This is a genomic window from Roseovarius atlanticus, from assembly GCF_001441615.1.
In the GTDB taxonomy this organism is placed as follows: Bacteria; Pseudomonadota; Alphaproteobacteria; order Rhodobacterales; family Rhodobacteraceae; genus Roseovarius; species Roseovarius atlanticus.
Map to the genome: position 1 here is coordinate 509140 of NZ_LAXJ01000002.1, position 12713 is coordinate 521852.

Sequence of the window (12713 nt, forward strand, 5' to 3'; positions counted from 1 at the left end):
GGCACGGGCACGCGACCCGCGCCCGCCCCCCTTTTGCCTTACGCGTTGACGTCGACGACGACGCGGCCCTTCACCTGGCCTTTCAGGATGTCGCGGCCCAGCCCCGGCAGGTCCGACAACGTCGCCGGCTGCACCATGCTCGCCAGCTTATCCATCGGCAGGTCCCTGGCGATCCGCTCCCACGCGCGCACCCGGTTGTCATAGGGCTGCATCACGCTGTCGATGCCCAAGAGGTTCACACCCCGCAGGATGAACGGCGTGATCAACGCGCCTTCGATCGCCGCGCCGCCCGCCAGGCCGATGGCCGCGACCGAGCTGCCGTATTCCATCTGCTTCAGCACCCGGCCCAGCATGGCACCGGCCACCGCGTCGATGCAGCCGCCCCAGGCTTCCGCCTCCAGCGGTTTCTTGGTGACTTCGGTCAAATCCTCGCGCGGCACGATCCGGCTGGCCCCAAGGCTCTTCAGGTAATCCTCCTGCTCCGGCCGCCCGGTGACGGCCGCCACCTCGTGCCCCAGCTTGGCCAGGATCGCCGTGGCCACGCTGCCCACGCCGCCCGCGGCGCCGGTCACCAGGACCGGCCCCTTCTTCAGCCCCTGGTCCTCCAGCGCCATCACCGCCAGCATCGCCGTGAACCCCGCGGTCCCCACCGCCATCGCCTGACGCGTGTCCAGCCCCTCGGGCAGAGGCACCAACCAGTCGGCCTTCACCCGCGCCTTCTGGGCGTAACCGCCCCAATGCGCCTCGCCCACGCGCCACCCGGTCAGCACCACCTTGTCGCCAGGGCTATAGCGGTCGTCCGAGCTCTCCTCGACCGTCCCGGCAAAGTCGATCCCCGGCACATGCGGGTACGTCCGCACCAGCCCGCCACCCGGCCCGATGCACAGCCCGTCCTTGTAGTTCACCGTCGAATACTCGACCGCGACCGTCACCTCGCCCTCCGGCAGGTCGTCCACTCCGATCTGCTTCACCTCCGCCGAGGTCTTGCCGCTCTCCTCGTCCTTCTCGACAACCAGTGCGTTGAACATGTCCAGTCTCCTGTCTTGCATAGCGAGGCTCCCCCGCTTTCATCGTTCCAAATATGTGCGGGGCCGCCCCGACGCCGCCCCTGCTTTTCCTCTGGCCAAAAATATCCCGGGGAGCGCGAGGGGCTGGCCCCTCGCTTCCCCCCGACGCAGGCGTCAGTTCCAGAAACCTTCCTGCACGACCCCGCGCCGGACCTGGTCCGGCGCCTCCACCTGCAGTTCGGTGCCCGCGTCCCAATGGGTCATCCGCACCATGCCGATGGCCACGTTGGTGTTGAAATCCGGACTCCACGCGGCGGAACTCACCCGCCCCACCCGCTTTCCATTCGCCGTCACCGGCCACCACCGGTCACAGCCCGGCACTTTCGGGCCATCGATAGCAATGGCGCAGATCTGCTGCACCGGGCCTTCCTTCGACACCCTGAGCAGCGCATCGCGCCCGATACACCCAATGGCGCTCTGCGTGTTGCAGAACCGCCCCAGCCCACATTCATGCGGCGTGTTGTCGTCGGTCATGTCGTTGCCATAGCTCAGCAGACCGCTCTCGATCCGCTCGATCAGGTTCGGACAGCCCGCATGCACGTCCAGATCCTTGCCCGCCTCCATCAGCGCGTTCCAAAGCGGCATCCCGATATCTTCGCCCTCGACATAGATCTCGAAGCCGCCCTGCTTGGAATAACCCGACCGCGCGATCACCATGTCCCGCCCCTGGAAATCGAACACACCGAAGCGGAAGAACCGCACATCGCGCACCCCGTCGCCGAAAACCCGCGCCATCAATTCGTCGGCTTTGGGTCCCTGCACCGCCAGCGGCGACACGTCCGGCTCGTCCACCAAAACATCCAGCCGCCAGCCATGCGCCGTGGCCTTCACCCAGTAGAGCAGGTCACTGTCGGCAATCGAGATCCACCAGCGATCCTCGGCCAACTTCACCGCCACCGGATCGTTCAGCATCCCCCCCGTCTCATCCACGATGGGCACGTAATAACACTGCCCCGCCGTCATCCCCCGCAGGTCGCGCGGCGTCAGCATCTGCATCAGCCGCCCCGCATCCGGCCCGCGCAGCTCCACCTGCCGCTCGCAGGCCACGTCCCAGACCTGCACCGCGTCCTTGAGATGCCGGTAATCCTCCTCGATGGACCGAAAGACCGTGGGCAACAACATGTGGTTGTAAACCGTGTAGCCTTTCACCCCGGCGGCCTCGACACCGTCGGAGAAAGGCGTGCGCCGCAACCGGCGCGACAGGGAAATCATCGGCATCAGGCAGATCCCTTCAGGTTGCTCTTGCAGATCACCGGCGCGTCGCCCGTGGCGGAATAGGCCGCGACCCCGCAGGACGCACAACGATACTCGACGAACCGGCCATTGCTGTTGCCGGTCTCGCTCCATTTGCACGCGCGCTTGGCGGGCTTGTTCCCCGGTCCGCCGAGGCGTCCACCCATGCGTCCGCGCCCCAGGCTCAATCCGACAGCCACGATCACCACCAGCGCCAGGACAAAGGCCAACATCGGCTCAGCCCTCCCCGGGCAGCAGGAAAAGGTCACTCACCGGCGCCTCCAGCCCGACGTCGGTCATCATCGCGTGCACCTGCCCGCGGTGGTGTGTCTGGTGGTTGAACATATGCGCCACGCACAAGGTCCGGGGCGAGACCATGTCGCGCTTTGCCGTGCCCGAGTACCAGTGCAGGTTCCCCGTCAGGTCCATCGCCCGCAATGAATTGGCCCAATGCCCGATCTTGCCGTCCACGTGATACCGCGCCGCACTCCACGCGCCCAGCGTCGGGTGCAGATCGACGCTCTGCTTCACGCCCACCGTCGGCGCCTCGACCGACGGATCGAACCGCGCCATCCACATCAAATCGCCCCACAGCAGGTGATTGAGCGTGCCAAGGATCGAGCCGAAGAACGCCCCGCGATCCTCGGTCAGCACCTCCAGCGACTGGCCGTCCAGCGACTCGGTCAGCTGCCGGTTCTGCCACGCGTTGTACCGCGCCATCATGCGGCAATATTCGGGTGTGATCATCGCCGGCTTCCCTACTTCGGGCCTTTCCAGTCGATCGGACAGACCTCCGCCGACATGCCACCGAAATCCCAGACCCGGCCGTAATCGCGCACCCGGCTTTTCAAGCCCTTCGCGGCGATGATATCCGGCCCCATCCAGTATTTCGAGTTCGTCACCATCACCGGATGGTCGGGGCTCGCGCCGTCCAGCATCTCGATCTCGCCCTGGATCTTGCGCCCGATGTAAAGCCCGCGCTTCTTGCCGTCGCGGACGATCTCGACCTTCTCGCGCTCGGCCCCGATGATCTCGCTCACCAGCATGGTGAACAGACCCGTCGTGCCTCCGGCAGCCCCGCTGAAGATCTGAAGGATCCCGTTATAGGCCTTCCCGCTGGCGCGCTCGTCCACATAGGCCGCGACCTTCCAGTTGCCTTCGCCCATGCGCCCCGGAATATCCACCAGCAGCCCCACATTCAGACCGCTCAGGTCCTCGCCCTCGTAATGCCCCTCGTCGATGGCGATGGCCATCCACGCATGACAATGCCCTTCCGTGGGCGGATGCGCCCCCAGGCTGACCACGCAGGGGCAGAACACGGTGCAAGAGCAGTTCAGAAACAGCTCGCCCTTGATCGCCCACTCGGTCGGCGTCATCTTGCGCCGCTTGGGGTTGGCCATCCGGTTGTCGATGCGCTGCGACACCGGCAGCTTGTCGGCGTCCTTGCGGCGTGTCAAAGCCATGCTCTATCCTCCCGTTACCAGCGGCGCGGCCAGAACCGCCACCCCGCCCGCGATCAGCGCCACACCCATCGGCCGGATCACCCGGTGCCCGATTTGCGGCAGTTTCTCCAATACCATGAAAAGCGTGGCCAGGCCCATCCAAAGCAGGCTCATCACGCCGCCCACGAAGCCCAGCGCCATGAAGCCCCAGCAGCAGCCCACGCAGAACGCGCCCAGCCCCAGCCCCATGCGCACGCCGCCGCCAAATCCCGTGCGCCAATGCCCCAGGAAATAGGTCATCGGGCTGTGACACACCCCGTGGCAAACCTCCTTGGCCCGCGTGAACTGAAACGCCCCCACGACGATCAGCAGCCCGCCCGCAATCACGGACGACTTCGCGATCCCCAGCATGTCGATCACCCCGCCATAAAGCAGCGCCACCTGCACGCCCGCGATCACCGCCGCGAACCCGACCCAGGCGATGGAATACCCCGCCAGCACGCCCAGCCACCCGGCGGTCGTACCATCGGCACTGCGGCACAGGTCGTCGTAACAGCGCAGCGTGGGCACCATAGTCGGCAGCATCATCGCCGCCATCATGATCGCCCACATGGCGAAAAGCGGCCCGAACCGGTCCATCGCCATCCCGCCGCCCATACCCATCTCCATGCCGGGCTGCATCGCCCGCATCTTTTCGCCCATCGGCCCGGGCCGGCCCAGCAGGTCCAGATCCATGCCGGTCGCCATCAGGTACATCACCACCCACGCCGCCAGGATCGCCGCGAAAAACGCCAGCCAGGCAAAAGAGCGTAGGGAAAGAGCCGACATGCCGAAGATCACCCTTGGTTCGAGTCACGATTGCCCTTATGAATGTCAGACAATTAAAGGTCTGACAAATGAAAACCGCCCATCCCGCCACGCCCCGCCAGGATCTCTCCGCCCAGATCGCCGAGGCGATCCGCGACGCCATCGTCGAAGGCCGGATGATCACCGGCGAACGCCTGCCGTCCGAGGCGGAGCTGTCCGAGCAATTCGGCGTCTCCCGCTCGACCGTGCGCGAGGCGCTCAAACGCCTGGCCGCGCAGTCGCTCATCCGCACCCAGCGCGGCGCGTTCGGCGGCGCCTTCGTCAACCGGCTCAGCTTTGAGGCGGCCTACAGCCAGCACATCACCACCTCCACGCTGCTTCTGTCGATGAACGCCGTCAGCTTCGAGACCGCCTGCGAGGCCCGCTATACCCTCGAACGCGCCTGCGCCCCCCTCGCCGCCCACCGCCGCACCACGGGCAGCCTCGCCACCATGCGCACCGAGATCGCGCGCCAGTCGCAACCCGACCTCTCGGATGAGGCCTTCTGCGCCTCCGACGTAACCCTGCACCGCGCCCTCGTTGACGCGGCGCAAAACCCCGTGCTCAGCTACCAGCTTGCCGGCGCGGTCGAGGCAATGCAGCCCTTGATGAACATGATCACCTTCACCGCCCGCTCCCGCGGCGAAATCGTCGCCCTGCACACCGCCCTTACCGACGCGCTGGAACATCAGGATGCCCAAGCCGCCGACACCGCCCTGCACCGGCTCGAGGCCTACACTCTCACCCTTGGCCGCGACGTGATGGCCAGCCGCGCGCGAAACGCGACCAAGCGCACGCCACCCTCTTCCTCTGGCTGAAAATATCCCCGCCGGAGGCCCCGACGGCACCAGCCTCACGACGACCGGATAGCGCGTCACACCTGAACCCGCCCCGAGGTGGCGGCCAAAGGCCGACGCCGAGACAACCGGCGTGCGGGCCCAGCGCGCACTCCGCTAGTCCAAGCTGCGCGCCTCGTCGATCAGCAGGATCGGAATGCCAGACCGGATCGGAAACGCAAGCCCGGCATTCCGGCTGATCAGCTCATGCGCGTCCGCATCGTATTCCAGAACCGAATGTGTCTGCGGGCAGATCAGCGCCTCCAGCATGTGCCGGTCGAACTCGGGCGCCGTCGCATCCGCGTCGCTCATTGCATCATCTCCCTGTCGTCGCCACTGCGCAGATCGTACTCGATCAGGGTCACCAATGTCTCGCGCCGCGTCGACAGGCTCGGCGCTTCCAAAAGCGCCTGCTTGTCCTCCGGCTCGAATCCCAGCAGCATCGACAGCGAGTTGATCAGCAACTCGTCCTCCGCCTCCTTCAGCGTCTCCCAGTCGGTCGAGAGTTCCCGCGCCTCGAAATAGCGCGACAGAAGGTTCATGAAGGAGTCGCGGTTGAATCCCGGATCGCTGTCGCCCGGCTCCAGATCCTGCTCGAACCCCTCCCAGCCGACCTGCGCCCGGCGATAGGGCGTGAACCCTTCCACCTCGGACGCCACGCGATACCGCGACACGCCCGACAGCGTGATCATGTACCGCCCGTCCTCGGTTTCGGAAAACTGGGTCACACGCCCGGCACAGCCGATCCGGTGCAGCCCATGCTCGCCGGCTCGTGCGCCGGGGTCCGGCTGCACCATCCCGATCAGCCGATGCGGCGTTTTCAGCGCATCGTCGAGCATCGCCAGATAGCGCGGCTCGAAGAGGTGCAACGGCAGTCGCGAGCGCGGCAAAAGCAGCGCACCCGGCAACGGAAAGACCGGGATTACCTCCGGCAGATCACCCTGTATTATCATGTCCGGTGACCTAGCCCGCGGGGCGCGTCAGGCAAATATCATCGAGCTCAATTTGCGGCGCCCCGCCTGCGCCACCGGATCGCTGGGTTTGAGCGCGTCGAATATGGTGAAAAGCTGCGTCTTCGCGGCGGCGTCATTCCACTCGCGATCGCGCCGGAAAAGCTCCAACAGTTCGTCCACCGCCTCCTGCGTCTGGCCCGAGGCGTGCAGCGCCTGCGCCAGGTCGAACCGCGCCTGGTGGTCGTCCGGGTTTGCCTCCACCTTCTCGCGCAATTCGCTGACCGGCCCCGCATCCGCAGCCTGCCGCGCCAGCGCCAGCTGCGCCGCCGCCGCTTCCAGTTCCGGCGCCTTGGAAATCTCCGCCGGCGCGCCGTTCAGGATCGCCTCGGCCTGCTCCAGGTCGTCCATCGCGATATGGCTCGACACCAGGCCCGCATAGGCGGCGGCGTTCTTGTCGTCCTCCTGCAGGATCGCGGCGAAGGTCTGCGCCGCATCCGCCGCCGCCCCCTGCTCCAGCATCTCCTGCGCCGCCGCGATGGCTTCGTCCAGCCCCGAGTCGCCCTCCGCGCCGCCCGCGGCCTGCACCACGCGGTTCACGAAAGCGTCGATCTCCGATCCCGGCACCGCGCCCTGGAACCCGTCGATCGGCTGACCCTGCCAGAAGGCATAGACCATCGGGATCGACTGCACCCGCAACTGCTGCGCGATCATCTGGTTCTCGTCGACATTGACCTTGGCCATCTTCACGGCGCCGTTCGCCTTGGTCACCGCCGCCTCCAACTGCGGGCCCAGCGTCTTGCACGGCCCGCACCACGGCGCCCAGAAATCCACGATCACCGGCACGGTCTGCGAGGCCTCGACGACCTCGGTCATGAAGTCCGCCTCCGAGACGTCCTTGATCAGGTCGGTCTGGGGTTGGGTCTGGCCACCAAGTTCAAGCATCGGATCCTCCGCATCGCGTGGGCATGTCATTTGCCGTCTAAATGGCCCACGCGGCCCCATGTTGCAAGGGGCGGCCGGGCCGGCGCCGGTTCGCACACCGTGCGCTCTGTTCACTCCAAGGGGCGGACAATGGCACCGACGCTTTACCGACGCAAATACCGACGCGATACCGACAGGCTTTCAGCGCCTCCGAATCGCTTAACTTTTGCCCGCGGGCAGCGGCAGACACCCCGGCAGCCCGGCGGGCAGAACCACCCGTCCGCCGGCCCGGTACAGCGCCAGTCCCAGCCCCGGCGCATCGCTGCGCACCGCGACGCATGCGCCTCCGCCGCCCACAACCGCAGCCCCGCGCGGCAGGTTGGCGACGAAATCCTCCTCGGGAAACAGCACGATAGCCCCCGGCGCCGCGTCCGTGGCCACCATCACCAGCATCAGTGTTCCGATCCAGCCCGCCACCACGCAGGCCAAAGCCAGCGCCCAGCGCCTAATAGTCATGGACGTGCTCCAGCCGCAGGCGCGCGACGCCCTCCGCCTCGTCCATCTCGCGCAATCGCTGGGCCAGGTCGGTCACGTTAACGATTACCAGATGCCGCGAATCGCCATAGCCCTGGCGTTCGAAGGAATGGATCGCCCCCGCCACCGTCTCGGCCTGCGACAGCGCCGTGAACATGATCTGGTCATTGCCCGCGATCTCGACGAAGTCTGCCCCCGCCCCGGCCATCTCCTGCAGGATGTGTGTCAGTGCGCGATAGCGCGGCGTCTCGATCTCGATGCCGCCGTCCACCGGCCCGACCACGTCGACCGTGCCCATGCCCTGCAACGCCGCCTCGCTGATCCCGGTCACGATCATGCGCAGGGTCAATGCGTCCGCGCCCACCTGCGCCACCGCGTCCTCGATCACCCGCGCATAGGCCGCCTTCGCGCCATATTCCAGACCCAGCGCAATCCGCCGTTCGCGGTCACGCAACACATCGGTGGCATTGGTCGCCAGATCCTCGCGGTCGGCCTGGAAATCCCACTTGTACCACGGCACCTGTTGCAGGAACTGCGCATAGGCCCGCGCCTGGTCGGCCGACAGATCGTCCAGCGCCGCGCGCTCGGGCCCGCGCCACCACGCCGCCAGCCGTCCCAGCGTTTCCTCATAGGCCGCCTTGGCCAGCAGCTCGGCGGTAAAGCTCACCCCGATCACATAGATCGTCTGCTTGCTCTGGGTGGTGAACCCGCCATGCTCGGCGCTCTCATGGCTCAGCGCACACAGGCTCGACCAGAACCCGCCGATCGCCTGCATGTACCCGAACTCATGCGGGTCGCCCGCGCTGATCACCTGCGCATAATCGTCATAGGCATGGACGATATGCCATTCCGGATAGGTCATCAGCGTCCGCGACTCCGCGCGCCGATGCTCGGGCGGCAGACGGGGCGTATAGGTCTCGGGCTTGGCCGCAGGGATACAGGCAAGCTCGTTATAGGCCACCGGCGCCAGCAGCCCCGCGATCAGCACGACCATGACCAGCCCCAGCCGCACCAGCCATCGAAAAAGACGCCGCATCAGGCGCGCGCGCCCCGGTCCAGCACGGTTCCCGCGAACAGCGCAAAGCCCCCCAGCGCGATATGCGGAAGGTTGGCAAGGATCCGCGGCACCGACAGCGAAAACCCCTGGGACGGGTTGGTAACGATTCCGAAATCAAGAAAACCGTAAGCTGTGAAGATTCCGAATATCCCGTCTGCCAGGTACAGCGCACCGAAAATAATCAGGAAAATTTTTGCCGCCCGGTGGCCGATGATCCCTGCCGCAAGCGCCCAAAGCGCAGACACCACGTGCAGCGCATCGTCGAACGGATCCAGCGCGAAGATCCCGAAGGCCAGACCGTCCTCATCGGTCAGCCCGGGAATGTAGTTTATCGAGGCCGCCGCCAGCAGCGCGGCGGTGTAGAAGAAACAAATCCTGCAAAGAAGGCTCATAACGTCACCAGATAACGGTCCCAAAGGTTGTTGCGGAATATAAGGTCCGGATCGAGCGCGCGTTTCGCCGCCGCGAACTCCGCCGCGCGTGGATAGGCGCGCAGCAATTGTTCGGGTGTGGCGTGGGGCCGGTACGGCAGATAGTAAGTTCCGCCGATCCCCGTCACCCCGTCGATCATCGCACGGGTCATCCGCGCCATGTCCGCCTCGGCCCGCGCGGTCATCTCCTGGCTGAACGACATGACGGCGGCAATCCGTGGCACGCCCGCATAGGCCAGCACGCTCTCGGAGTCGCGGTCGACAAAGCGCAGCGTGACGTTCAGAAACTCCTGGTAAGAGGCCGGAATGATCTCGCGGCAAAGCGCCAGGAACTCGGTGAACCGTTCCGGTGCCACGAAATATTCGTGCAGGATATCCGTCCGGTTCGGGTCGCGGTCATCCAGCGTGATCACCGGCTCGTTCATCAATGCATTGCGCGTCACCGCCCCACCGCCCAGCGCCGGGCCCAGTTCCGTCTCGAACCACCAGCGCAGCGACTTGAACGGCTCGTTCCCCAGTTGCCAGCGATAGACACGCGCCGCCACATGCGCCGCCATGTTCGACCCGCCCGCAGTCTCCAGCGCGTCCTGATCGTCGGTCGGCCGATAGGTGATCAATAGCGCCTTCTCAAAGAACGACGCGCGTTCGACGTTAAGCCGCCCATAGGCCATGCTGACCGTTTCGTCATTCAGCGCTTCAACGAACCGCGCCCCGAATTCCTCTGCCCGCATCTCCTCGAACTGGGGCACCAGCCGCCGGTTAGGCGCCATCTCGACCACCATCTGGGTGATCGCCCCGGTCAGGCCGTAGCCCCCCATCGTCTGCCCGAAAAGCTCCGCGTTCTGTTGCCGCGAGCAGGTCACCAACTCGCCATCGGGCAGGACCATGTCAAAGCTGCGCACCGTGGCCCCCATCGGCCCCAGCTTGACCGGCCAGCCATGCGCATTGACGCAAAACGTCGCCGCGACCCCGAAATCATTGTTGGATTGCATGACCTTGGGCCCGAACCCAAGCGGGTCCAGCGCGGCAATCACTTCAGACCAGCGTGTCCCGGCCTGCACCCGGAACGTGCCGTTGTCACTGTCGGGTTCCACGAAGCCGCCCTGACAGGTGATCGCGTGTCCGTCCCGCGGAATGGCCCGTCCGCCCATCGAATGCCGTGCCGCCCCCACGTTGACCGGTCGGCCTGCCGCCCGCGCGTTGGCAATCTCGGCGCGAAGGGCCGCAGCAAGCGCATCGCCCCGCTTGTCTTTGATGATCAGATGAGAGTGCACGGGCGTCGCGCTCAGTCCGCTGGCATCGTTCAAACGGCCCGGGCCGCCTTCGGGCCTGATCCACGACACCCCGTCATTGCCCGGCAGATCCGCGCTCAACCGCGACGTCAGCGCCCCGCCCAAAAGGGCTCCGCTGCCGAACAGAATCGCACGTCTGGACAGTTTGCGCATAAGATTTCCCTGCTGCGCCATTCCTTTATCACATGATCAGAGAAACGGGCGAAAATCACAGGTCCGGTTTTCCATACCCGGACCTTTACCGGGCTGAACCCGCGCTTCGGGCCCGCTGCCGAATGCGCGATGCCACCCGGCGCACACAAGAATTTTCAAAAATTCTGGCCCAAAAAATCCCCGATTTTTTGCCGGCTACAAATCGAACGTCGCAAAGACCGGCGCGTGGTCCGACGGCTTTTCCCAGCCTCTTGCGGCCCTGATGATCCGGCTGGAATGCGCCGCCGACTTGATGTCGTCACTGGCCCAGATGTGATCCAGCCGCCGCCCCTTGTCGGCCGCATCCCAGTCCTTGGCCCGGTACGACCACCAACTGTAAAGCTGTCCATCGGGAATGTCCGCGCGGGTGACGTCGGTCCAACCGCCAGCCTCCTGCGCGTTGTTAAGATGCTCCACCTCGACGGGTGTGTGGCTCACCACCTTCAAAAGCTGTTTATGGCTCCACACATCATCCTCGCGCGGAGCGATGTTGAGATCGCCCACAAGAATGGATTTCTGCGGCCTCTCCGCACGGAACCAGTCGCGCATCTCGGTCAGGTAGTCCAGCTTCTGACCGAACTTCACGTTCACCTCGCGGTCCGGCACATCGCCACCCGCTGGAACGTAGAAATTATGGATCACCACGCCGTTCTCCAACGCGCCCGCCACGTGACGTGCATGACCCAGCAAAGCAAAGTCCTTGTCGCCCACGTCGCGGATGGGCAGCTTCGACAGGATCGCCACGCCGTTGTACCCTTTCTGCCCGCGGGCGATCATGTGGGTGTAACCAAGCGCCGCGAACCCCTCGAACGGGATCTTCTCGACCGGTGATTTGCACTCCTGCAGGCACAGAATATCCGGCGCCTCCTCCTGCAACAGTTTCAGGACGATCGGCTCGCGCAGGCGGACCGAGTTGATGTTCCAGGTGGCAAGCGTAAAGGACATGAGGCTCCTGTCGGTTCGGTGTGTCGGGTCGCGGGGATATAAAACCCAGCGCCGCTCACAGCACAAGCCGGAAGGCATCCGGTGCAACCAAGATGTCCCAACTCGGAAAAACCATTCTGGTGAAAAAAGACCCCGGCCAGGCCGGGGTCAGTCCAACAGGGAGGTGCATAGGTTTAGACCCGTATGCGGCGGGTTGGTCGTATCTCTGCCGGGCGGCGCGGCACGCGGCCTGCCCCCCGATCAAGCCAGAAGGCGATAGCCGCCCGACTCTGTCACCAGCAAACGCGCGTTGGAGGGATCTGGTTCAATTTTCTGACGCAGACGGTAGATATGGGTTTCGAGCGTGTGGGTCGTCACCCCGGCGTTATAGCCCCAGACCTCGTGCAACAGCACATCGCGCGCCACAACGCCCTCGGGCGACCGGTAGAGGAACTTCAGGATATTGGTTTCCTTTTCCGTCAGACGGATCTTGCGATCCTCGTCGGTGATCAGCATCTTCATCGCCGGCTTGAACGTGTAGGGTCCAAGCTGAAAAATCGCATCCTCGGACTGTTCGTGCTGACGCAACTGCGCCCGAAGACGGGCCAGCAGGACGGGAAACTTGAACGGCTTGGTGATGTAATCGTTCGCGCCCGCATCCAGGCCCAGGATCGTGTCGGCGTCTCCGTCATGCCCTGTCAGCATCACGATGGGCGCCTTCACGCCCTGCTTTCGCATCAACCGGCATAGTTCGCGGCCATCGGTGTCGGGCAGGCCTACGTCAAGGATGACCAGGTCATGAATGCCCTCCTTGGCATGTGCCATGGCCTCGGCACCGTTCCCGGCTTCCAGGACGTCGAAGTCCTCGGTCATCACAAGCTGTTCGCTAAGCGCCTCGCGCAGGTCGTCGTCATCGTCCACAAGCAGAATTTTCTTCAGCTGAGCCATCGTCTTGTTCCTCGTTGCCTGCACGCTACTTGTGCCA

General features: G+C 65.1%; 16 protein-coding genes. 1 reads left to right on the top strand and 15 read right to left on the bottom strand.

Annotation, left to right across the window (positions count from 1 at the left end):
* Positions 1 to 38: 38 nt before the first annotated feature.
* The 6 genes from acuI to XM53_RS02820 form a co-directional block, all read right to left on the bottom strand.
* Positions 39 to 1028 carry an acryloyl-CoA reductase gene (acuI, locus tag XM53_RS02795; RefSeq protein WP_057790007.1) on the bottom strand — a complete coding sequence of 330 codons (990 nt, stop codon included), beginning with the start codon at positions 1026 to 1028 and terminating at the stop codon, positions 39 to 41.
* Positions 1029 to 1181: 153 nt separating this feature from the next.
* Positions 1182 to 2285: a dimethylsulfoniopropionate demethylase gene (locus XM53_RS02800; protein WP_057790009.1), complete on the bottom strand. Its 1104-nt coding sequence runs from the start codon at positions 2283 to 2285 to the stop codon at positions 1182 to 1184.
* Positions 2285 to 2533 (bottom strand): hypothetical protein, encoded by a 249-nt coding sequence (locus XM53_RS02805; protein ID WP_057790011.1) that lies wholly within the window; start codon positions 2531 to 2533, stop codon positions 2285 to 2287. Before XM53_RS02805 ends, XM53_RS02800 begins: the two co-directional genes overlap by 1 nt.
* Before the next feature lie 4 nt (positions 2534 to 2537).
* Positions 2538 to 3047: a DinB family protein gene (locus XM53_RS02810; RefSeq protein WP_057790013.1), complete on the bottom strand. Its 510-nt coding sequence runs from the start codon at positions 3045 to 3047 to the stop codon at positions 2538 to 2540.
* Positions 3048 to 3058: 11 nt separating this feature from the next.
* On the bottom strand, positions 3059 to 3763 hold the full coding sequence (locus XM53_RS02815) for a DUF1326 domain-containing protein (protein ID WP_057790015.1): 705 nt from the start codon (positions 3761 to 3763) through the stop codon (positions 3059 to 3061).
* Between the two features lie 3 nt (positions 3764 to 3766).
* The gene (locus XM53_RS02820; RefSeq protein ID WP_057790018.1) at positions 3767 to 4570 is read right to left on the bottom strand and encodes a DUF2182 domain-containing protein; all 804 of its coding nucleotides are present in this window, start codon (positions 4568 to 4570) and stop codon (positions 3767 to 3769) included.
* 68 nt (positions 4571 to 4638) lie between these two features.
* Here XM53_RS02820 and XM53_RS02825 point away from each other — a divergent pair, with 68 nt between their 5' ends.
* Positions 4639 to 5406, top strand: a complete 768-nt coding sequence (locus XM53_RS02825; protein WP_057790020.1) for a FadR/GntR family transcriptional regulator — start codon at positions 4639 to 4641, stop codon at positions 5404 to 5406.
* A 135-nt stretch (positions 5407 to 5541) separates the two neighbouring features.
* Here XM53_RS02825 and XM53_RS02830 read toward each other — a convergent pair whose 3' ends face one another.
* The 9 genes from XM53_RS02830 to XM53_RS02870 all read right to left on the bottom strand — a co-directional run bounded on the left by XM53_RS02830 (position 5542) and on the right by XM53_RS02870 (position 12676).
* Positions 5542 to 5736, bottom strand: a complete 195-nt coding sequence (locus XM53_RS02830; protein WP_057790022.1) for a Trm112 family protein — start codon at positions 5734 to 5736, stop codon at positions 5542 to 5544.
* Positions 5733 to 6377 (bottom strand): LON peptidase substrate-binding domain-containing protein, encoded by a 645-nt coding sequence (locus XM53_RS02835; protein ID WP_057790024.1) that lies wholly within the window; start codon positions 6375 to 6377, stop codon positions 5733 to 5735. The genes XM53_RS02830 and XM53_RS02835 overlap by 4 nt, the downstream gene beginning before the upstream one ends.
* A gap of 27 nt (positions 6378 to 6404) precedes the next feature.
* On the bottom strand, positions 6405 to 7319 hold the full coding sequence (locus XM53_RS02840; protein ID WP_057790027.1) for a thioredoxin family protein: 915 nt from the start codon (positions 7317 to 7319) through the stop codon (positions 6405 to 6407).
* A 198-nt stretch (positions 7320 to 7517) separates the two neighbouring features.
* A complete protein-coding gene (locus tag XM53_RS02845; RefSeq protein ID WP_057790028.1) occupies positions 7518 to 7814 on the bottom strand; it encodes a hypothetical protein in 297 nt (98 codons plus the stop codon).
* A complete protein-coding gene (locus XM53_RS02850) occupies positions 7804 to 8868 on the bottom strand; it encodes a hypothetical protein (RefSeq protein ID WP_057790030.1) in 1065 nt (354 codons plus the stop codon). The genes XM53_RS02845 and XM53_RS02850 overlap by 11 nt, the downstream gene beginning before the upstream one ends.
* Entirely contained in the window at positions 8868 to 9281 is a 414-nt protein-coding gene (locus XM53_RS02855) for a DUF4383 domain-containing protein (RefSeq protein ID WP_057790032.1), read from the bottom strand. The genes XM53_RS02850 and XM53_RS02855 overlap by 1 nt, the downstream gene beginning before the upstream one ends.
* Positions 9278 to 10765, bottom strand: a complete 1488-nt coding sequence (locus XM53_RS02860; RefSeq protein ID WP_057790336.1) for an FAD-binding oxidoreductase — start codon at positions 10763 to 10765, stop codon at positions 9278 to 9280. Before XM53_RS02860 ends, XM53_RS02855 begins: the two co-directional genes overlap by 4 nt.
* Positions 10766 to 10960: 195 nt before the next feature.
* On the bottom strand, positions 10961 to 11749 hold the full coding sequence (locus XM53_RS02865) for an exodeoxyribonuclease III (RefSeq protein ID WP_057790034.1): 789 nt from the start codon (positions 11747 to 11749) through the stop codon (positions 10961 to 10963).
* Positions 11750 to 11989: 240 nt separating this feature from the next.
* Positions 11990 to 12676, bottom strand: a complete 687-nt coding sequence (locus XM53_RS02870) for a response regulator transcription factor (protein WP_057790036.1) — start codon at positions 12674 to 12676, stop codon at positions 11990 to 11992.
* Between the last annotated feature and the right edge of the window lie 37 nt (positions 12677 to 12713).